The sequence below is a fragment of the Shewanella sp. 30m-14 genome (assembly GCF_052977125.1).
In genome coordinates this window covers 1-21,829 of sequence record NZ_JBRILW010000028.1, presented here as the reverse complement: position 1 = coordinate 21,829, position 21,829 = coordinate 1, and the positions used below count along the sequence as shown (strand labels likewise).

General features: G+C 42.8%; 14 protein-coding genes and 5 tRNA genes. 15 read left to right on the top strand and 4 right to left on the bottom strand.

Going from position 1 to position 21,829, the window contains the following annotated elements; genetic code table 11:
* The first annotated feature begins 781 nt into the window (after positions 1 to 781).
* Both ACVBIU_RS17515 and ACVBIU_RS17510 read left to right on the top strand, forming a co-directional pair.
* Positions 782 to 1,615 (top strand): class I SAM-dependent methyltransferase, encoded by an 834-nt coding sequence (locus ACVBIU_RS17515; protein WP_447164419.1) that lies wholly within the window; start codon positions 782 to 784, stop codon positions 1,613 to 1,615.
* Positions 1,612 to 2,709 carry an HNH endonuclease gene (locus tag ACVBIU_RS17510; RefSeq protein WP_447164418.1) on the top strand — a complete coding sequence of 366 codons (1,098 nt, stop codon included), beginning with the start codon at positions 1,612 to 1,614 and terminating at the stop codon, positions 2,707 to 2,709. Before ACVBIU_RS17515 ends, ACVBIU_RS17510 begins: the two co-directional genes overlap by 4 nt.
* 1,027 nt (positions 2,710 to 3,736) lie before the next feature.
* Here the strand turns inward: ACVBIU_RS17510 and ACVBIU_RS17505 are convergent.
* Positions 3,737 to 5,380, bottom strand: a complete 1,644-nt coding sequence (locus ACVBIU_RS17505) for a glutathione synthase (protein ID WP_447164417.1) — start codon at positions 5,378 to 5,380, stop codon at positions 3,737 to 3,739.
* 818 nt (positions 5,381 to 6,198) lie between these two features.
* Here ACVBIU_RS17505 and ACVBIU_RS17500 point away from each other — a divergent pair.
* A complete protein-coding gene (locus tag ACVBIU_RS17500; RefSeq protein WP_447164416.1) occupies positions 6,199 to 6,624 on the top strand; it encodes a DUF1090 family protein in 426 nt (141 codons plus the stop codon).
* A 241-nt stretch (positions 6,625 to 6,865) separates the two neighbouring features.
* On the opposite strand, the gene ACVBIU_RS17495 is transcribed toward ACVBIU_RS17500, so the two are convergent.
* The gene (locus ACVBIU_RS17495) at positions 6,866 to 7,948 is read right to left on the bottom strand and encodes an AI-2E family transporter (RefSeq protein ID WP_447164415.1); all 1,083 of its coding nucleotides are present in this window, start codon (positions 7,946 to 7,948) and stop codon (positions 6,866 to 6,868) included.
* 282 nt (positions 7,949 to 8,230) lie between these two features.
* Here ACVBIU_RS17495 and ACVBIU_RS17490 point away from each other — a divergent pair, with 282 nt between their 5' ends.
* Both ACVBIU_RS17490 and ftsZ read left to right on the top strand, forming a co-directional pair.
* On the top strand, positions 8,231 to 9,259 hold the full coding sequence (locus ACVBIU_RS17490) for a helix-turn-helix transcriptional regulator (protein ID WP_447164414.1): 1,029 nt from the start codon (positions 8,231 to 8,233) through the stop codon (positions 9,257 to 9,259).
* 42 nt (positions 9,260 to 9,301) lie between these two features.
* The gene (gene ftsZ / locus ACVBIU_RS17485; protein WP_447164413.1) at positions 9,302 to 10,501 is read left to right on the top strand and encodes a cell division protein FtsZ; all 1,200 of its coding nucleotides are present in this window, start codon (positions 9,302 to 9,304) and stop codon (positions 10,499 to 10,501) included.
* A gap of 146 nt (positions 10,502 to 10,647) precedes the next feature.
* Here ftsZ and ACVBIU_RS17480 read toward each other — a convergent pair whose 3' ends face one another.
* Positions 10,648 to 10,989, bottom strand: a complete 342-nt coding sequence (locus tag ACVBIU_RS17480) for a hypothetical protein (RefSeq protein ID WP_447161912.1) — start codon at positions 10,987 to 10,989, stop codon at positions 10,648 to 10,650.
* A gap of 365 nt (positions 10,990 to 11,354) precedes the next feature.
* Here ACVBIU_RS17480 and ACVBIU_RS17475 point away from each other — a divergent pair, with 365 nt between their 5' ends.
* The 3 genes from ACVBIU_RS17475 (at position 11,355) to ACVBIU_RS17465 (ending at position 16,484) form a co-directional block, all read left to right on the top strand.
* The gene (locus ACVBIU_RS17475) at positions 11,355 to 14,339 is read left to right on the top strand and encodes a UvrD-helicase domain-containing protein (RefSeq protein ID WP_447164412.1); all 2,985 of its coding nucleotides are present in this window, start codon (positions 11,355 to 11,357) and stop codon (positions 14,337 to 14,339) included.
* A gap of 267 nt (positions 14,340 to 14,606) precedes the next feature.
* Positions 14,607 to 15,464: a phospholipase A gene (locus tag ACVBIU_RS17470; RefSeq protein ID WP_447161910.1), complete on the top strand. Its 858-nt coding sequence runs from the start codon at positions 14,607 to 14,609 to the stop codon at positions 15,462 to 15,464.
* 366 nt (positions 15,465 to 15,830) lie between these two features.
* Positions 15,831 to 16,484, top strand: a complete 654-nt coding sequence (locus tag ACVBIU_RS17465; RefSeq protein ID WP_447164411.1) for a CatB-related O-acetyltransferase — start codon at positions 15,831 to 15,833, stop codon at positions 16,482 to 16,484.
* A gap of 209 nt (positions 16,485 to 16,693) precedes the next feature.
* On the opposite strand, the gene ACVBIU_RS17460 is transcribed toward ACVBIU_RS17465, so the two are convergent.
* Positions 16,694 to 18,304: an ABC-F family ATPase gene (locus ACVBIU_RS17460; RefSeq protein WP_447164410.1), complete on the bottom strand. Its 1,611-nt coding sequence runs from the start codon at positions 18,302 to 18,304 to the stop codon at positions 16,694 to 16,696.
* Between the two features lie 340 nt (positions 18,305 to 18,644).
* Here ACVBIU_RS17460 and ACVBIU_RS17455 point away from each other — a divergent pair, with 340 nt between their 5' ends.
* The 7 genes from ACVBIU_RS17455 (at position 18,645) to ACVBIU_RS17425 (ending at position 21,829) form a co-directional block, all read left to right on the top strand.
* The gene (locus tag ACVBIU_RS17455; RefSeq protein ID WP_447161907.1) at positions 18,645 to 19,142 is read left to right on the top strand and encodes a VF530 family protein; all 498 of its coding nucleotides are present in this window, start codon (positions 18,645 to 18,647) and stop codon (positions 19,140 to 19,142) included.
* A 471-nt stretch (positions 19,143 to 19,613) separates the two neighbouring features.
* A complete protein-coding gene (locus ACVBIU_RS17450; protein ID WP_447164409.1) occupies positions 19,614 to 20,825 on the top strand; it encodes an MFS transporter in 1,212 nt (403 codons plus the stop codon).
* A gap of 374 nt (positions 20,826 to 21,199) precedes the next feature.
* Positions 21,200 to 21,276 (top strand) — tRNA-Met (locus ACVBIU_RS17445).
* Positions 21,277 to 21,290: 14 nt separating this feature from the next.
* Positions 21,291 to 21,367: transfer RNA gene (locus tag ACVBIU_RS17440), tRNA-Val, on the top strand.
* 38 nt (positions 21,368 to 21,405) lie between these two features.
* Positions 21,406 to 21,482: transfer RNA gene (locus tag ACVBIU_RS17435), tRNA-Met, on the top strand.
* A gap of 2 nt (positions 21,483 to 21,484) precedes the next feature.
* Positions 21,485 to 21,561, top strand: a tRNA-Val gene (locus ACVBIU_RS17430).
* A 194-nt stretch (positions 21,562 to 21,755) separates the two neighbouring features.
* Positions 21,756 to 21,829, top strand: a tRNA-Met gene (locus ACVBIU_RS17425).

Here is a 21,829-nt window from a genome sequence, read left to right as displayed (position 1 = left end):
TCATTTAGAACGAGTGAATGGTTATGCCAGCTAATGTAAACCCAGATAACTAATGCAAACCAAGATAACTAGTTTAAAATCAGATGCTTAATGGTATGCGTTTGAGCTTAGATAAGTGAAGCCTAAATGTTTGAGTTCAGATGTTTGAGCTTAGATGTTTGAGCTTAGATAATTGGAGCTTAGATGTTTGAGTTCTGCCAATGATAGTGGCCATCGCAACAATACAAAATACGCGACGGCCATTGCTGACTAGTTAATAAACGATGACGGCACTTTCTTGGCCGTTTTTGCGGCTTTCTTCTCTTTAGCAGTTAAAAGCGGTTTCTTTTTAACGTTCTTTTTACTGTCTTGTCCTTTACTCATGATACTTACCACCTAATGTAAAGTAATGAACCTAAAGTTGTCTTTTCATCAACTAAAGGCTTTTTGTTTCTCAAAATAGCTTTGTATAGCGTAAAACTCTTAAGTAACTACTCCAGTATGTTCCTATTGCAGAGCAATAGATAGCGATACATTCCCCGCCAAAAATTCCGACTCTTTAGCGATAAATCTCGGCTTGTTATCACACCTCAAGAATTTCGTGAGTTTGATCAAACTAAATAGATATAAAGTCATGAACCGATTATTCTTTTTGCTAACGTAATGTGCTAATTTGATTTCAGTAATTATCGGTGCAATGAATCTTGAACCTTTCTAGATTAACCTCGATTCGTACCAAGATTGATTCAGAAGTGATGACCTAACAAACGAGCTTAAGCGAGTAACACAAGGGAATGTGCTAGTGATCTCAGAGCAAAAACAACGCAACACAACTAACTTCTATAACATGCATGCGGCTAAACTTGCTGAGCAGTATGACTCTAAAACCTTTAAAGAAGTCCATGCTAGTTGGTTTCATCACTTAGCCGATATCTTTATGTCTCACGCAAAATCCAGTCAATCGCCGTTACAAGCCTCATTAAGTGAGCAAGCCTGCTTAACTCATATGAGAGGTAATGTAAGAGTTAATGTGTTAGATATTGGCGCGGGCTCAGGCCGAGATGTTAAATACTTCGCAGAGCAGGCATCCGAGCAGCAAGCCGTAACTGTGTATGCTGTCGAGCCCGCACATGAACTGGCTGCAATAGGCCAAAAACTCACTCAAAGCCTTAACGTCACGTGGTTACAGGATTCATTACCACAGCTTAACGCGCTCGCCAAATTAGATACGTTAGCTAAAACGGATGCGCTAGTTACAACAGGGCTGCGTTTTAAGCTTATCCTACTGAGCGCCGTATGGATGCACATCCCTGCATCAGAGCGTTTACAATCCTTGAATCGATTAACACAACTACTAGAACCTACAGGCAAGCTGATAATCACACTACGCCATGGCCCAAGTGGCGATGAGCGAGAGATGCATCAAGTGAGTATTGCAGAGCTTGCAACAATGAGCGCTAAAGTGGGGCTGACAATAATCGATAGTGTTACGGCAGAACAAGACAAGTTAGGACGAGCCGAGGTGCATTGGGAAACCGTTGTTTTACAAAGGTCGACTATCACCAAGGAGCACCCAACAGGCGAGGTTGTTCCACTAAGTGATAACGCTAACGCCTTATTAGGTGAAAATGTATGAGATTAGATTTTGCACCTCAAGTGGATGCTCAACTGCAAGTTGATTTCATCACCTATTTACAGCGTTTATTGGTGGAAGGCGATTTTGTCGCTACATACAAATTTGCACTGCTACACGCGCTTGCTGATATCTGTATAGAGCGACCACTACACAGTGATGTGACAGCAAACCTGCACGATACATTAGACAGCGTTATTACCATCGATGAGTTAGTAGTGAAGTTCATCGAGCTATATTGGCAACACTCGCTGCCTTATCACGGCGTTGATAATAACCCCTTTATTCTTTTACAAAATTCCGGCGAACAATCTGCATTGGTCAGAGATTTAGCGGCATTTCGTCAGCAAGGCATACGCACGCTTAATCAGCTAAAACAAAATGCTGGCTGGAACAAACTGGTGAGTAAAACCCGCAATACATTTAAACAAGGGCCGCTTTGGCGTTTACAGCTTCTTGCGGGTAAAGAGGAATGCTTTTACTACAGCCATGATAAGTCTCAAAAATATATTGTACTTAAACCAGGTATCGCCTTTTGTTTTAGACGTTTTTACGACCTTGTGGTATCGCTTTCAAGAACGCACTGGACACAAAAGGTCAGTGCCTTTCCTGCAAACTATGCGGTACTGGGTGGTAAAGGCAACTTGTCAGAGTTTTTATTTGGTAGCGACCGGAGCTCGATTATTAGTGCAAGACCCGTATTTGAACAGATCCAGCAAGGAAAGTGCTTCTACTGTAATAAGCCGCTAAAAGAGAGTGAACATAACAAGGCCGAGGTCGATCATTTTATCCCGTGGGCGAGATACCCCAACGATCTCGGGCATAACTTTGTGCTCGCGCATCGCAGTTGCAACAATGCCAAACGCGACCACCTAGCAGCGCAAGAGCATAAAGATCGCTGGCATGAACAAAACATCATTCAAAATGAAAAACTGATCACAGCCGAACTCAGTAACTACTTCGTGTGTGAAAGTGGCCGCTCAGAGGCGATTGCCGCTTGGGCTTATCAGTTAGCGCTGCAAAGTGAATCATCTTTGTGGCTGGCGGGTAAGCAATTTGAAGCTGCGATTAATGATGACAAGGTTCAGCTGACTTAGTTGGGTTTAGAGGTCGATGAAAGTTGGCGAAGAACATAGGGATAATTCACGTGAAGCGGTTAGCTTTAGCATGTTAATGCCCCAAAACATGTTTACCTTCAAGTGAAGGCTGATTACATTTTTTGGGTAGTTGCTACGGGGAAGCGAGTTCTCAATTGTCGCTTTAGAGTTATCAATCGCCTGCAGCGGGCGCATGTGCAGACACTGCCGTGACACGCAACAAGTCCATCCTTGGAAGCTCGGCCATGACATCCATGTCATGGACGGTCACGGCCGTATCTACACCGGATAATTGGTGTATTTATTAGGCCGTAGTGGTTTGCTATCTAGCTTGAAAATGCCCCAAAAACAGTGTTTACCTAAGGTATAAATTTAACGTTAGCATCATTTTTACAAAGCACGAATCTCACCACGAAGCGCTTAGCTTTCACGGAGGTCACGGAGAAGATCGTAGAGCAAAAGATTAAAATGTTTGATGACGAGCCTTTTACTGTTGCTTTTGTTCTAGCTGTTGCTTTTCTTCGTGTAGCGTAGCGCTCCGTGTCCCAATAACATCCGTGTTTAACGGCCAGTTCGCTATCCCTAGCTCTCGCTTATTAGCACATGGCTTCGCCATATTCGCCGTGGTGAATAGCTTATGTCCAGAAATGAGTTTGTAACATCTGAGGCAGCTAATTCAGATAGATGAATAATCAGATGTCGATGCGGCTGTGGGCTTAGGTTTCAAGGATGAAACCGCAGAGCGGCCAAGGACGGCTTTATAGCGTCCCACAGAAGTAGTGACATGTGAGCTTACTACGAGCTGTTGCCTTTCTTTGTGGCCTCTGTGTCCCAATAACATCTGTGTTTAACGGCCAGTTCGCTATCCCTAGCTCTCGCTTAGTAGCACATGGCTTCGCCATATTCGCCGTGGTAAATGGCTATTGTTCATTAATTAGTTAGAACTCCTTACTTCAAGAAAATAGCCAATTTGTGTTGGCTATTTTCTTTTATCACTATCTCTATTTTCAATCGCTAATCACTAAACTCAGTCACTAAAAACCAGCGAATCTAATACTCCCATGCCGCTGTGCACGCCGCCTTCTGTGGTGCGGGCTGATTTACTTCTGATCAAGTAACCTGCGTAGGCTTTTTTGTCGGTCGCTTGATCTTTTAAATTTTCACCGGCTAACATTTCAACGTCTACTTTTTCAACAGATAATTTTTTAACATCAATCGCTGCTTTGCCGTCGATATGAACGGTGAACATGCCTATTTCGCTGATTAAGTCATCGACTTGATGTAACTCACCTTTGCGAACGGTTAACGCGGTTGTGGGTCTTGCTGTTGGGTGCAATCTTCGCATAAGTGACCAGGCTTGATATTCGCTGGGGCTGAGTTCCATCAGCTTTGGCTGTATATCATCACTAAATATGCAGTGGCCGCCACCTTCGCCTTGGTTTTTAAGTACCCAATCATCAACGCTGCTTTGAGATATTAAGGCTGTGCTGTCTTTGGTGACGGGGCGCATTTCGCCAAGTAAGCCTTTAACGGTTTTGGCCTCATCTAGGGTTAAACCAAATTGGGTGAGGGCATCGGGCGCCATAGAAGACAGTAACATCTGTACCCGTTTGCTGCTGGCAAGCTGTTGGCTTACGGTGGCGTTTACGGCTACTCGGTGTTTTTCGATAAAAATTCGAGTTTGCATTAATGCTTCGCAGCATACGCGGCTGATGATGTCATTGGCATGATAATCACTATACTGATAGCCCGCGCGCAGATATACAGTATCGATGGGGCCGACACCTTCTAATAACAATCTGTGATTTTTACCGGTTGAGAGTTTGTCGTGCAATTCGCGAAAAGTATGTCTGACCGTTCTAATCCCTTTAGCTTGTAGTGCATCTTCAAGCAGATGTTGGTCGTACACGTTGTCTTCGTTTTCTTGTACCACCATCAAAAATACCGGCGGGGTATTTTCAATGCTATCGATAACGTTATCTGTAAACTCGTGTTTAATCTTAAACGTCGCGTTGGCAATACCTTGAGATAAGCGTTCAATGGCCTGGTTTGCGACAAGCTCAGTGCCTTGATGGCTTGACCACTGCTTAAATTCATCTGGCCATTGCTGTTGTAGGTATTTATGTAATTCATGGACTCTTTGACCAAATGGTCCCATACCTGCGGCGATGCCGTTGAACTCAATGAGCTTAGGCCCTAAAGCAGCATCATCCATAAAGTCGCTGCGCATAATTAATAGCGGCAATCGTTTAGCGCTGCTTTCATTGGTACTTATTTCATTAGCGCTATTTCCACTAGTAGCGTCGCTGTGCTTGTCGGCATTATTTGAATCACGATTTTTAGAACGGTTATGGCAACAGTTATTAGCGTTATCGGGGTCATGGATTGCATCATGCATCTCGAGTAAGGCTTTAAAGAAAGGCTCGCCTGAGGTGATTGGCGCGATAGCATGACTTAAAAATTGATGATCTTCTGATGCGAAGTGAACTAACTTACCTAGCAGGTTGACCGAAGCGACTAAGTGTTGAAAACGTTCACGGCTAATGGCGGTTGGCGTAAAGCTAAATGCGGTGTGAGACGCTGAATAAGGCGTAGTTTTAATTACCATGCCATGGGTTATCGCCCATTCTATAGCGTCTTGTGAAGCTTGTTTGGTCGTGTTGTTAATCATGTTTGCCACCCGTAAGGTTTTTGATTTTAGCTGTGAGTACGCCGAATTTAGACATTCGTGCGTGCATTTACTTTGGCACGTTAAGCTGTGATGTGTATTTTAAATTGCTGCAGTGATGAATCTGTTTAAAAGAACAGTTTAAAAGAACAGTTTAAAATTTGCATACAGCGATAGATAAATCAATACATACACAAATAGATAAACATGGGCACATAAGGATAGAGTATCAAGGCATACACTGACGTCATGCAGGCGTACTACACAGGTGCAATACCGCCGTTATAAATTATCTACCTCATACACAGGTGAAATAGGTTGGCGCAGTACACTAGAGCATTACCCTAGAACAGTACTCTGGCGTGGTACATTGGCGCAATACTCAAACCTGTACATCCGCTATATAAGTTTACTCTGTAGGTGTTTTCGTAGGTGTTTTAGCTCTGACTTTTATTTTGATATATTTCGACCTATACCGAAATGTAGGTTTGTGGTGTTAACTTGTCAAACTAAATTTCGATAAACGTGGAATTGATTGTAATCAGTAAAGTGCTTTGTTTCGGTTGATACTTTTGTCAGAGAGAGTAAGTTAATGATACACAGCAGTTTGTATTATCATTTGGCATTTTTATCTGCACAATCATCTGCTATTTGGCTGTAAATCAGCTGTTATGTTTAACTCTTGGCTCAAGTTTTTAGCGCTGTTTAACAAGAAGTTTTCGCTACTAAATGGACGTTTGGTAATGCAGTGTCTATAAAACAGTATGAGTAATTTTTTTTATTACAAACCAAGTTGTCGATATCGTACTAGGGAAATTTTTATGAAAAACAAAACATCTAGTTTATTTTTAGGTTTTACAATGAGTTGTAGCGTACTAACCTTTGGTCTAGCCTCTGCTCAAGCAGCCCCTGCAGCAGACTGTGCTAGTTTGGCTGGTTGCGCTGAGCGGAGTTGTAAGATTGAAGCCTTAATTGTGAATGCAAAAGCTAAAGGCTACGACAAAATGGTGACTCAGTTGCAGTCTTCGCTTGAGCTCGTCAAAACGAATTGTACTGACGCAGCCCTTAAGAGTGATTTACAGACAGAAATTGCAGCAGTGCAATTGCAACTTGAAAGCTATCAGGATGAATTAAAAGCAGCAAAAGCGGCAGATAAGCTCGACCTCTCTTATAAGTATGCGCAAAAAGTCTTAGCTGAAAATTACAAGTTAGCGCAGCTCAAGCAAGAGCTGGCAAAAATGAAGTAGCTAATACAGTAGCTAATGAAGTAATAGAAGCTTTTAACACTGAATATTTTAAAGCTTAAGCCTTTAATGTCTGAGCCTTTAAAATCTGCGCTTCTACAACTTAAGCTGCCCTGTAAAAATATGCCCCTTAGTACAAGGGGGATTATTTTTACAGGGCAGTATTATTTTTAAAGGCCAGCCTCAACTCCCTGCCTCAACAATCCACCTAAAGAAGCGATAGACTACAGGTTACCTTGCGTATTTATTCTTTATCTTGTTGGTCGATAAAGTCCTTAAACTCAATCTCATATAAGCGGGCTAACACTAAGGTTACCGCAAAGATGATTGGGCCATAGACTAAGCCAATTAGACCAAACAGCTGTAAACCACCGAGCAGTGAGAAAAATAGCAGTAGGGTGCTCATCCCTGTATTACCTTGCATAAGCCAGGGTCTGAGAAAGTTATCAATTGAGCCAATCACCACTACACCCCAAACAATCAAAAATAGCGCCCATTGCCAGTCACCGGTGATGAATAAATAAATCGAGGCTGGCAGCCAGATCATCGCGGTGCCCACAAATGGAATAAAGGACGCAAATGCCATCATGGTGCCCCAAAATAACCCCGAGAATCCGGCTAATGCCATTGCTATGCCGCCTAACGCGCCCTGGGCTAACGCTGTAAGAAATGCACCTAACACGGCTGACTTGGCGACCACACCGACTTCATTGAAGATTAGCTCTTCTTGCGAGCGAGATAATGGAATGATGCGGCGGGTATTTTGGATGATTTTTTCTTGATCTCGCAAAAAGAAAAATAATACGAATAACATCAAGCCAAAGTCTAAAAAGGTATCTGCTATATCGCCGGCAATGCCGGTACTGGCACTTAACAAGCTACTACTTAGTTGGGTGACTTTTCCTGCAGCTTGTTGCACGAGCTCATCAATTTTAATGGTGTCAAATGGCAGCCACTTATTTAATAAGGCCATTGCGCCCTGAATAGAGGGGTGAGAAAGAAAGCTTTTGGCTCCCCCTTCAGTCAGCCACTGATAGGCATTACTCATAAAGTTAATGCCCTCGTTCATTATCGCCATTGCCACAAACAGTAATGGCAGCAATACCATCACGGTGACCAATGTACATGAAAACACTGAAGCCAGATTGGGCCGATTAGGCATACGTTGCTGAATGCGTGCGTGAAGAGGGAGAAATAATATCGAGACAATAAACCCCAGTACGATGGCGCCTAAATATGGCTCGACCAGTAAATAGCAAACATAGAAGGCAATTGCTAACGCAAATAGTAATGCCAAGTGGTGCGGTTTGAGTTTAAGGCTACTCATCAAAAAAGCTCCCAAATAAAAGCAAGGTAGAGGGTTAAAGATTGATTATGGGCTACAGCAGCATTTAGTCAACGCTAACAATGGCTTCTGTTACTCTGCATGTTTGCTGAACTCGACGGTTGTGTTTCGTGACACTGCAGCCTTGTAACGGCTGTGTGCTACTGATTTGCATCGAGTTTATGGGTGACTTTTACTGATTTGGATATAAAATCATATTCCTGCGTCATAACTTGTCGTAGCTGTGTATTAAGCTAAACCCACTGCAAATTTTGAGAACATTTGATGCAAACCAATATTCCACGCCAGCTTGCAATGCTTGAGCAAATACCCCGCCAACCAAGACGGATCTCGGCCATTGCTTTGACTGAAAAACTTAACGATCGCGACTATGACGTTGGCATACGAACGGTGCAGCGAGAGCTAAAAGCGATGCACGATATGGGGCTGTTTGGTTTAGTGCTTGATGATAGGTGTAAGCCTTTTGGCTGGTCTATTGCCGCCTGCTGGCGTGGTCTTAACTTAACCTTGATGGATCAGCATATGGCTTTGGCGTTTCATACGTTAAAGCATAGCGCTAAGCAATTGTTACCGCCGCAAAGTGTAAAGCAGCTGACGCCCTATTTTGAGCGTGCTGATCAGGTGTTGGGGGACGATCCTGATAACCCCTGGCTTTACTGGGCTTGTCGAGTCGCGCAGTTACCTGAGCCTTTGCCTATCTCTTACGCCGAACACGATCCCAAGTCACTTGAGATAGTGCAAGAAGCGCTCTTGAGTAAACGCCAAATAGCCTGTGAAATTCAGCGATTTCTTAAAGGTAAAAGCTATTGGATTGACTACCGACCGATTAATGCTGAAGGAATAAAAATATCGGGGGGCGTGATTATGCTGGCCTTTACGGTAGGCACGTCTCACACAAAGCGTTATGCAAAACCCATTAATTTGCTGCGAAATATTCGTTTACTTGAAAGTACCTCTATTACCCGTGATGATTTTGATATTGCGCTGACTGGCGAGGCGAGTAAAACCACGCCGATTAACATTGAGCTGCTTCTCTCGCCGTCTGCAAACCTTATTCAACGTAATGCGCGTTTGAGTGATGATCAATGTATTGAGCGTTTAGAAAATGGCTATTACCGCCTTAGTGCCAGCGTGGATGATACGCCTAAATTACGCGAATTTTTATGGGGAATGGCCGACAGTGTTGAGGTGATATCACCACCTAAACTTCGCTCTCACTTCACCCGTTTAATTAATAAAGTAAACATGCGATATCAAAACGCTACGACGGAGTCTGTCGCAGCCGCAGGTTAATCTCTTTGGCACTTGTTAAGGTCAATACCAAGGATATGTCCTATGTTCGATATGATTACTCAAAATAGCCAACCCCCTCGCATAGCGGTATTTGGCGTAGGTGGCTGTGGCTGTAATACCATAAACCAACTCAGTCAGGCATCTTTAGGTGACAACGTGCAACTGATTGCGGTGAATACCGACGCACAATCTTTGGCAATATCGGATTGCAGTACGCGTCTGCAGATAGGCCTTGAGGCGACTAAAGGGCTGGGCGCTGGTGCTAGGCCTGAAAGAGGCCATGAAGCGGCTAAGGAGTCACAAGCGCAGCTAAGGGAGCATATTGAACTGGCTGACATTATTTTTATTACTGGAGGCATGGGCGGGGGCACTGGGACTGGGGCGATTCCGTTTATGGCCTCTGTTGCCACAGAGCTCAATAAACCTTTGGTGGCGGTCGTGACCACACCTTTTAGTTTTGAAGGGCATCAACGAGGACAGCTTGCTAAAACGGGCGTAGATCAGTTGATGCAGCATGCCAATGCGGTCATTGTGTTGCCGAACGATAAATTAATACAAACCCTTGATAAAAAAGTGAGTATTACTAACGCTTTTTATGAAAGTAATCGCATTCTTCAAGATGTATTGCAGGGGCTCACCACCACCATTAGTCAGTCGGGTTTAATTAATATCGATCTTAATGACTTTATCGAGGTCATAAGCCATCCCAGTCGCGCCGCGATGGGAGTGGCTAAACAAATGCCCGGCGAAGATCTTCAGCTCACAATCAGTAAGGCGTTAAAAAATCCACTACTAGAAGATATCGCACTTTCTCGGGCAAAAGGTGCCATTGTTAGCGTTATGGCTACCGAGAATATTGAGCTTAATCAATACAACAGTATTGGCGAAACCCTGCTGCAGCAGCTCGATCCTGGTGCCTTAGTCATTATTGGCTTAACCATAGTGCCAGAACTTGAATGTGAACTAGAGTTGATGGTAATCGCAACGGGAATGCAGGAGGCTAGCGGTTTGCTAGAAGCTCATGAGACACATGAGATAGAAAAAACGGAAGAGATAGAAGAAATAGAAGAATTACCGCAGAAGAAGGTGAACCCACAACCACATAAAGATCGTTTTGCCTCATCTGAACTACTGAATCTACATGATTTTTTAAAAGAGAAGTCGGCTCGAACAAACCATTATGATCACCTTGCATCAGAACTTGAGATCCCAACCTATACCCGCAACAGAAAACTAAGCTAGCTTAAGTTGAATTAGGTTATCTGTTTATCGTCAGCAACAAGGCTTAAACAAGATAACCCCTTGCGGGGTTATCAATTTCGGTAAGCTGAGCTGGTAAGTTTTAACAGCTTAGCAAAGTCGCGTTGATCTACTTTTACGAAATCGCATTAATCTACTTTTACGAAATCACTTTCACGAGCAAATTTAATGGCGTCGTCACATAATACGACTTGTTGTGCTTGATTAGCACTTTGAAATCTAGTCATGTAAGCATCTAATGCTTGGCTAGTTTCTTTAGACATGATCATCTCTTCAATGCCTGCATTTCTATGAGCCATCATAGACTGACCAACAATAGTGCCTTCAATTTGCATATCATGTTCAGCGTAAAACGATGTGCAAATCATCAGACTTGCCATGCCAAGAGCAGTATCTTTGTCAAGGTTTTCTGCACTAGCAGTACCTGCGAATAAACAACTTAGAAGACCTGCAATTAGTACTTTTTTCATTACGGTAACCCTTTTTATCATTCCAATATTAGATAAGTTATCTAGATGATATTACATAGCATTTCTATTGATTTTGGGCTGCTATGCACTTGTTATTGAGGCTATCATGCAGTTATCGCTAGATATGTGATACCGCGCTTAATATGCGGGTTTCGATTCGTTTTTGCGTGGTTTATCACGCTTGAAATGCCTTTTTTACATGTAAAAAAAAATAAAAGCGCCAATGCTATCTAGCCTGTTGATTTTATGTACTATTCATTGAGTTCTGCCAGAGGATGTTTTTATGCCGCAGAAACAATTACTGCTATTTGCGCTAGGCATTAGTTGATAATATGCCGCGGTATTTTGTGGTTTCGAGGTAGTCAATGCAGCTTAGGCGACATTCTGTTCAGTTTGGTTTATTGCAGGGGCTCTTTTTCTGTAATAGCGCGCATTTGTGCGATCAAGGTTTAACGATTAACGGTACGCTTTATTCGTATCCTGAGATAGATAAAACGGTGGAAGTAAAGCGAGGCTGGTTTACTCAAACATTGGTTTGGGGCGACAAGCACTTTAACTTTTTCCACTTGGTTAATTGCAAACCTTTGTTTAGATTAGCGCTTAATAACCGCCTTGAGTTTTGCCGCACGTCTCTTAAGCTAAGCTTCGATAACGTGCTGGTGGACATTGCCGCTTTTGATCGCGCTTTTGGCCAGCATCAGCGATTCTTACGCGACTCTGACAAAAAACGTCTACAGCACCAATTTCAACACTCACGAGAGGCTTTTGATCTGGTTGAGTATTTTACCACGCTAGGGTTTGAGGTGAGTCAACTCAATTGCCGTCTAGCAAAGTTTATCAAGCAACCCGATCTCTTTACCGCAAAATATAATCAATGGTGGCAAACTAAACAGTTGCAAGCCCATGGGCCGTTATTTGACACACTTGAAGCGCACCCGTTAACTCAGTTGCAGCGCCAAGCTTGTGTGATTGATGAAAACAACACCTTAGTGATAGCGGGCGCGGGGACAGGCAAAACCAGTACGCTGGCGGCTAAGGCGGCTTATTTAGTGAGTCAAGGTTTGGCTCGGCCTGAAGAAATATTAATGTTGGCCTACGGCAAAGACGCCAGAGTAGAGCTTGAACAACGTGTGAGCAGTATTGCAGCGCTTTGTGAGCCTAGTGCTGTAAAGATCAGTACTTTTCATGCCTTGGGTAAAGAGATCATTCAGCATGACTTAAATCGCTCGACACTTGATCAAGTACAGGTGTCTGTTCTTGCTAGCGATGAAAAGCAATTCACCCAATTTATTGATCAACAGATTGACGAGATTGTGGCCGATCCACACATGGCCGATCCAGTAGCCAATTACTTTGGCCGCTATCTTTACCCGCAAGTTAACGAACTCGCATTTAAGTCTGACGGACAATATCGAGCTTATCTTAAAAATAATGAAATCAGAGCACTGTCGGGCGATCTGGTTAAAAGCTTTCAAGAGCTCGCTATCTGTAATTACCTTTATATCCACGGCATTAAATTTGAGTATGAGCCAAAGTACTGCGTGCCTGTAACAGAGCCGGGTAGGTGTGTTTATCAGCCTGACTTTTATATTCCTCAGCTCGATGCCTACTTAGAGCATTTTGGCATTGATAAACAGGGCAATACTCGCCCAGATATCGACAAAGTCGCCTATAACCAAAGCAGGGAGTGGAAGATTGCGCTGCACCAACAGCACAATACCTGTTTGTTGCAAACGTTTAGTTGGCAGGCCGATATTGGTGAGCTAGAAAAAAGCTTAGAAGAGCAATTGTGCGAGCGCTGTGAACAACTCGGCCTGAGTCAAAGTGAGGTGTTTAAACCTATCGCTCCAAATGTACTGTTTGCTCAGGTTAAAGCCTTAGGCATATATCGAAATGTTAGTCGCTTAATGGCAAGCTTTGTCAGCTTGTTTAAGTCATCAGGGATGACTTTTTCTAAACTTGAAGCTTTGAAACTGCCAAAAGCTGACACGAAACAATCAACCCATTATAACCAGGTGAGATGGAAAGCGTTTTTGCATCTATTCAACTGGGTGATTACGCGTTATGACGCGCACCTCACTGCCAATAACACCTTAGATTTCTCAGATATGATCGCCAAGGCGTTAAAAGTGGCTCGATGTAGCGATTTTCATCAACAAACCGCTGAACGTTTCCGCTACAAGTACATCATGGTGGATGAGTTTCAAGATATCTCGCTTGAACGCGCCAATCTCGTTAAAGCGTTAAGGGATGCAAGTCCTGGTTGTGCACTTTTTTGTGTGGGTGATGACTGGCAGGCTATCTATCGTTTTACCGGCAGCGATCTCAGTTTAACCACAGAATTTGAACGCACATTTGGTACCACTCAAACGATTACCTTAGATAAAACCTTTAGATTTAATAATCAGATTGAAAAGGTGGCATCACGGTTTATTCAGGCAAATCCCGTTCAGTTGAAGAAGCAACTTACCACCCATAGCCAGAGCGATAATCCTGAGGTTTGTTTACTGGTTAATGATAAACAGACAGCCTTAGAGCAAGCTTTTGCAAGCATCACTGAAGCAACAAGTAATAATCATGCAAGTGTGATGCTGATTGGCCGCTTTAAAAGCTCATTAAAAGCGTTAAGTCGCTGGCAAAAACAATATCCTCAGCTTTCCATTTCAGCTATGTCTGCCCACGCTTCAAAAGGTAAGCAGGCTGATTTTGTTATTGTGCTGGATGTGAATGACGATAAATATGGCTTCCCATGTAAAATTGATAACGATCCGATTTTAGAAACCTTGTTACCAACACTCGATAGCTATAAAAACACCGAGGAGCGTCGACTGTTTTACGTTGCGTTATCACGCGCTAAGCAAACGGTTTTTGTGCAAGCTGAGCTGGGTAAAGAGTCGACATTTGTTAGGGAACTTCGTGCTTTTGGCGAGGATGTGCGCTGCTATTTAAGCGATTTAGCGCCTATGTATAACGACTCCTTGTGTTGCCCACTGTGTGGTGAGGGTAAACTTATCCCAAGAGAAGGGCGCTTTGGCCTGTTTTATACTTGCTCGCTGGGTAAAGAGTATTGTGACACTAAGATAGAGGCATGCTCTGTGTGCAACTGTGGCCCAATGCTGCGTAATGACACTCACCATTTTTGTGGCTCAGCAGGCTGCAACCATCAACTTCAAGTCTGCCCAGAATGCCTTTCAGGCAAGCTTATAGTACGTAGCAATAGTAAAAACGGTCAGTCATTTTTAGCCTGCAGTGGCCATAGAAAAGGTGATAAAAATAGTTGTCAGTACACCTGCAATGCAGCAGATGTAACGACTCGCGCTGTCGATAAAGTTCAGCGAGATCTGGCTTAATATGGGGCATCACTTGCCAAAACTGTAATTTGTTCAGTTAAAGTGCTAATTTTTCTTCTGAAAAAGTACATCTTGCATAGAATTTGCTACATTGAATGACATAGCTAAAAAGCTGTGCCTTAGCCTTTGGTTTATAAAGCACAAAACCAGAGGAAAGATTTAAAATTAAAATAAATTCAATATATTGGATATTGAGGCGAACTTTTGGCAAATAAGTCGTGATATTGTTGATGAAGATCGCCGTTATTTAATAGGGAGATAAATAACTTGAAGCATAAAACTAATATTAAAACCAATGTCATTTTGCTTGCAAGCTTACTGGTCGCAAGTTCACTCCAGGCAAAAGAGCAGGCGACTATTAGCAACGATATCACCGGCGTAGCGGGGGTAATGCCCCAAGAAGACCTGTATAAACTGACGATATTTGATAATAATTTTGTCTTACCTGTTTATCAAACTCAAGCGGCAAATCAAGCTTACTATGCTCCACAAAACCCAAATAAAGAAGATATCAGCAACACCAATGTCCAGTTTCAGTTCAGTTTAAAATACGGTTTAGCCAATAATATATTGACTGATAATGACGGTCTTTATATCGCTTATAGCCAGATTTCTAACTGGCAAGCTTATGACAAGTCGGCTTATTTTAGAGACTCACAATACCAGCCTCAGGTATTTTGGTTTTGGCAGCACTCTGATGAAAGTGATCTGTGGCAAAGCACTAGCGTTGGTTTTGAGCACCAATCAAATGGTAAAGGTGGCGTGTATGAAAGAAGCTGGAATCGCGTTTACTTAGAGTTTTCACTAGCGTTGAGTGATATTGAGCTTAGCATCAAACCTTGGATTAGAACTGACTTTTCTAATACTGACTATAACCCTGATATTGAAGACTATATGGGTTATGGTTCGGTCAAAGGTGACTGGTACTTTGGCGAACACCAAATTAGTTTGACCTTACGTAACCTGGTAGAAAGTGGCTTTTCTAAAGGTTATGAGGAGCTCAGTTGGCGTTTTCCAATCTATAAGGGGCTAAAAGGTTACTTAAAGCTGCAAAGCGGTTATGGCATGACCATTTCAGATTATAACCATTTTGATAACGCTGTCGGTATTGGTATCGCGTTTTAAGTGAATAATGATGTTATGGTCAAATAGCGGTAGGCTTGTTGCCGCTTAATTTGGCTGGTTACTCACCAGTATGTGCGTGCTGGTGAGCTAACTTTTCTATTTATTCTGCTGATTATTCTTTCTGACGAATAGCGCTAACTAAAATTGCTGATATTATTTCTGATTAATGTTGCAGACTAATGTGAGTCATGCCTTCTGAGAAAAGGCGGAGATCTAGTATTCGGTCATTATTGTTAGGGGCTTTAGGTGCAGTATTTGCTTTACCTAATCGTTAATAATTATTACTTAATAGCAAATAGCAAATAGCAAATAGCATAAGACAGAGCCAAACCAAATCAATCTTTCTACATTTTCCTAGGCCTAAAAATGAACGAGTTTACCAGCTGGCTAGAATCTAAAAGGCTTAAAGAGCAAGTCGTTAACCCCAATATTGACGTTGGGGAATATTCTTATTATTCAGGTTTTTATCATGGTAAGTCTTTTGAAGATCAAGCTGTGCGCTATCTGCTCGGTGATGGCTCGACCATAGATGTATGGGAAGCGGGAGTCTTTGGCGAAGTCGATAAGTTAATTATTGGAAAATTTTGCTCAATCGCTTCTGGAGCATGTTTTATGCTTGCTGGTAATCAGGGCCACAGACTCGATTGGATCTCGACTTATCCCTTCTCGCGTGATGAGTTTGGTGAAGGGGTGTGCACCGGCTTTGAGCGTGCGGGTAATACGGTGATCGGCAATGATGTTTGGATTGGCTCAGAGGCGATGATCATGCCTGGGGTTACCATTGGTGACGGCGCAGTGATTGGCGCTCGAGCGGTGATCAGTAAAGATGTCGCGCCTTATAGTGTGGTGGTTGGTAATAACAAGTTAGTAAAGTTGCGTTTTACGAGTGACTCGATAGATAAGTTATTAACGTTGAAATGGTGGGATTGGCCGCTAGCAAAGCTTAAAGGCGCAATGCCAATTTTATGCAGTGGTGATATTGACGCTTTATATCTATATCATTTGGAACAATCATCTTAATTAATTTTATGTAATCATTTAAGCGCTTATTCACTTATTCAGTGAGTTATTTTTTTAAACCATCACTATTTCAAACTATCAATTATTTAAGCGTTCACTTAAGCAATCAACATAAATCACGCAATAAAAAATGGCGCTAACGTTTAGTTTAGCGCCATTTTAATATGCAGTTTACGGCAACATTATTGCTGCCGTAAACCCCGATCCGCTTAAGCGTTTTTCTTGGCTTCTTGCTCAGCTTGACTCGCCATGTACTCATTAAAAGTACCTTGGAAGTTTATAAGCTGCTTATCTTTTACATCTATGATGCGAGTCGCTAAAGATGATACAAACTCACGATCGTGGCTCACAAAAATAAGCGTGCCTTGGTAGTCTTTAAGCGCATTGTTCAACGCTTCAATCGCTTCCATGTCCATGTGGTTCGTAGGTTCGTCCATGACAAGTACGTTGATATCCATCATCATTAACTTACCGAATAATAGACGGTTTTTCTCACCACCAGAGCAGTTGCGTGCCTTTTTGTTGATATCGTCTTCAGTAAATAGCAAACGGCCTAGCATGCCACGTACCATTAGGTCGTTATGCTTTGGTAAGCGCCACTGCGACATCCAGTCAAATAGAGTTAGGTCATTATCGAAATCTTTGCTGCTGTCTTGCGGGCAATAACCGATAGAGGCATTTTCAGACCATTTGATTACGCCCTGGTTGTTTTGCAGCTCATTAACCAAACAACGTAAGAAAGTAGACTTACCGACACCGTTTTCACCGATAACCGCAAGCTTAGCGCCAGCTTCTAGGATCAGCTCGCCAGCTTGAAATAGCATTTCGCCATCAAAGCCATGGCCAACATCTTCTAGGATGAGCGCTTGACGATGCATTTTCTTGCCTTCATCAAAACGCAGCGATGGTGTCATACGGCTAGACGATTTGACTTCATCAAGGCTGATTTTATCAAGCTTCTTTGCACGAGAACTTGCTTGTTTGGCTTTAGATGCGTTCGCACCAAAACGGTTAACGAAGTCTTGCAGCTCGGTCATTTCAGCGCTTTTCTTAGCGTTACCCGCTAATAATTGCTCCTGGATCAACGAAGAAGCTTCTAAGAAGTACTCGTAGTTACCTGGGTAAACACGTAGCTCGCCGTAATCGATATCGGCCATGTGTGTACAAACAGTGTTTAAGAAGTGTCTGTCGTGCGAGATGATGATCATGGTGCACTTACGCTTATTCAGCTCTTCAGCCAACCAGTTAATGGTGTGAATATCCAAGTTGTTGGTTGGTTCGTCAAGAAGCAAGATATCTGGATTTGAGAACAGTGCTTGTGCCAAAAGTACACGTAGCTTCTTACCTGGAGCGACCTGGCTCATCAAGCCAAAGTGGAACTCTTCATCAATGCCTGCTTCAAGTAGAATTTCGCCCGCGCGACTTTCTGCACTGTAGCCGTCCATTTCAGCAAACTCACTTTCAAGTTCACCCACTTTCATGCCATCTTCTTCAGTCATGTCTGGTAGTGAATAGATGCGCTCGCGTTCTTGCTTAATTTCCCACAGCTTAGCATCGCCTTGAATAACAGCATCGATAACACTGTATTGTTCGAATGCAAATTGGTTCTGGCTCAAGGTACCTACTTTTTGGCCCGGAGTAATTGAGACGTTACCTGAGGTTGGCGCAAGCTCGCCACTTAGGATCTTCATGAAGGTGGATTTACCACAACCATTTGCGCCAATTAAGCCGTAGCGATTGCCGTTACCGAACTTAGCGGAAATGTTTTCGAATAATGGCTCTGGGCCAAACTGCATCGTGATGTTTGCGGTAGAAATCAAAAGAGTATCCTGAGTGATTAATAAAACGTGAAAGCCAAAGACGTAAACAGGTTACGGAGAGTAAACCTGCTATAGAGGCAAAACAGCCGCGGATTATACAGAGGTAGGTGCTTAGATGTCGAGCAATCATGCAAGCTAAGGCCTGATATTTATCTTGTTTGAGCTTGCTTTAATGAATAAATGCCAGCGCAGAACGATTTGATTGGGTGATAAAGGCTTTTTGTTGTTATTATTAAGGCATTGTTTTGACCAGCGCTATGATTGGTCTGCACTTCTGATTAAATGATTATCATTTTATCGGTGCGTGCACTTTATATTACCTGCGATATTTGGACGTCCCATGATTGAACATCAACAGAATAACCCGCTTCACGGCCTAAAGCTTGAAACCATGCTTACAGAACTTGTGAAGTTTTACGATTATAAAGTGTTGTACGCAGCACTTAAATTGGCATGCTTTAATTTGAATCCGAATATGGAGTCGTGCGTTAAGTTTTTGAAAAAGACCGAATGGGCGAGGGAACGTGTAGAAGCTTTTTACCTATACCGTTTTAAGCGCATGCCAAAAGGCAACGAAGCGCAAATGGAGTTAAAACCACGGGAACGTGGTTTCGCTGATGGTATTGTGCCGCGCAAACCTGAAAAGTTAACCGTGGAACTTGTTGCAGAGATGCGTGCAAAGGCTATGGAAAACTATAAGGAAATGAAGAAAAACGGTCCAAGTCCACGTTACGGTAAAGATAAGCCGAGAGCAAAAGATGCTTACTCGCAAAACCGTAGTAGTGACAAAAAGCGTCCATCAGCGTCTCAAGACCCAACTAACCCTTGGGGTAAGTAACGTACAGTAATTTATTGGCGTAATTATCACTTTTAGTTGAAAGGGGAGTTTCTTAAGGAAACTCCCCTTTTTTATAGTGTATCGAGTTTAAATTTAAGTATCTGCTAGGGTTTGCTTATAGAGCTCTGCGGCTTTATCTTGACTTTGTAGATTGCATCGGTGTGCTACAAGCATCGTTCATTTGTCTGGTTATGCGTTTTATGCATAGTGTTGTTTATCTTTATTCATTTGCCTCATGAAAGACAAATAAGTAGCATGCGCTTCCTTTTTGTCTAAGCCGTGTTGATCCATGCGTTCACAATCGTTAATTGCGCAACTTATGCGTTTGTCTGCCACATTAGTTTGTACCCTTATTTTAATTAATTACTGCCAACCTCTACTTGATGCATTTAGTCTTAATGCAACAGACGTTGGTTGTCATCAAATGCCACAGAATGCTGATGGGCAACCTACTAAGCAGGTTGTGCAACCATGAGCATATTTAGATTTCCTGCTTTAGTTTGGTTAGGTATTGGGATCCTGATAATCAGTTTGGGTATTCGTCAGTCCTTTGGGATCTTCATGACGCCAATATCAATGAGCTTTGAGGCTGGCCGTGAGTTTTTTAGTTTTGCGATTGCATTGCAAAACTTGCTTTTTGGCATGTTCCAACCTTTTGTTGGGATGGCGGCAGATCGGTTTGGTTCTAAAAAGATCATTATGTGTGGTGCACTCACATATGGTTTGGGCTTATTACTGACCTCAATGTCAACCAGCAGCGAAATGTTCTACTTCTCTATCAGTATGCTAATTGGTTTAGGTTTAAGTGCCACGAGTTATGTTGTGGTACTAGGCGCTGTCGCAAAAGTTGTGCCGGCTGAGCATACGGCGAAAGCGTTTGGCTTAACAACGGCTGCAGGTTCATTTGGTATGTTTGCGGTGATCCCTGGAGCCCAAAGCCTACTTACTCACTTTGATTGGCAAACGGCTTTACAGGTATTTGCCTTGCTGTGTTGCGTGATGTTGGCTTTTGCTTCTTTTATGAAAACAGCAAGAAGCACTCCAAAAAGTAATGAATTAGCCGATACTCAAACTTTATCTGAGGCGCTCAAGCAGGCTTGTACTAATCGAAACTATTGGTTAATTCACCTGGGATTTTTTGTGTGTGGATTTCACGTGATGTTTATTGCGACCCATCTTCCTAGCTACCTAGCAGATAAACACCTTGATAGCTCAACTGCGGCGCTAGCTTTGGCCTACGTGGGCATATTTAATATCTTCGGCTCTTACTTTTGGGGCGTGATGGGGGATAGGTTTAGTAAACGCTACGTTATGAGTGCGCTCTACTTTGTGCGTACAGCTGTTATTGCTGCATTTGTGACTTTACCCGTTACCGACAACACTGCCGCTATGTTTGGTGCAGCGATTGGTTTCTGTTGGTTAGGTACTGTGCCTTTAACATCGGGCTTAGTTAGACAGATTTTTGGTGCTCGTTATTTATCGACACTTTATGGCCTAGTGTTTTTTACTCATCAAGTGGGTAGTTTTTTAGGTGCTTGGGTCGGCGGCCGAATATATGATTATTACGGCAGTTATGAACCTATTTGGTGGAGTACCGTAGTTTTAGCGTTTATTGCAGCTTTACTGCATTTACCTATAGATGACAGACCGCTTATACAAAATTCACTAGCCGTGACTCGTTGAGCGCCTTTATTGAGGTTTGCTTTGCTTATGTATAGTGAAGAGCGCAGGCCTAACGTTGAACGCATAAATGGCAAAACGATAGGTAAAACGCATAATATAAGTGACAACCGCAAGCCAAATTGGCCAAAAGCTTTAATAGAGAGCAGTCTAATGAATAAATTATCACAAGGTTTAGCCGTAAAAAGGGGCCTTAAACATCCCCCTTTGTAATTGTTTTACTTAAAAATTGGCAAAAGTGCTTAAACGCTACTCGAATTGGGTAGCAAACAACCGCTTGGAAGTTTATTGTGTTTTTTTACTTGCAACAATTACGGTATCGCCATACTATAGCGCTCGTTCCAAGGCAACAGCCAAACGGACAGCAAGAACACAGTCGCGGGATGGAGCAGTTTGGTAGCTCGTCGGGCTCATAACCCGAAGGTCGTTGGTTCAAATCCAGCTCCCGCAACCATTTTCTTGAACAGTACAACCGTAGCTCAGTTGGTTAGAGCACTACCTTGACATGGTAGGGGTCGGTGGTTCGAATCCACTCGGTTGTACCAATTCTTTTATAGAAGAATTAAATCATCTATTATCCTGTCGCGGGATGGAGCAGTTTGGTAGCTCGTCGGGCTCATAACCCGAAGGTCGTTGGTTCAAATCCAGCTCCCGCAACCAATACAACCGTAGCTCAGTTGGTTAGAGCACTACCTTGACATGGTAGGGGTCGGTGGTTCGAATCCACTCGGTTGTACCAATTCTTTTATAGTAGAATCAAAAATCTATTAGTGTTAACCGGATGCGGGTTAGAGCAGCGTTAAAGCTACTCAGGCTCAATTTTCTTGTGTAGAACATGGCGAATTAATTCCTCCTGCTTCTATAAAGAGAAATTCAGTTTTCTAAAACAATTCTTTGTAAGTAGAATTAAAACAGCTTTCAGCGTTTATCGGACGCGGGATGGAGCAGTATGGTAGCTCGTCGGGCTCATAACCCGAAGGTCGTTGGTTCAAATCCAGCTCCCGCAA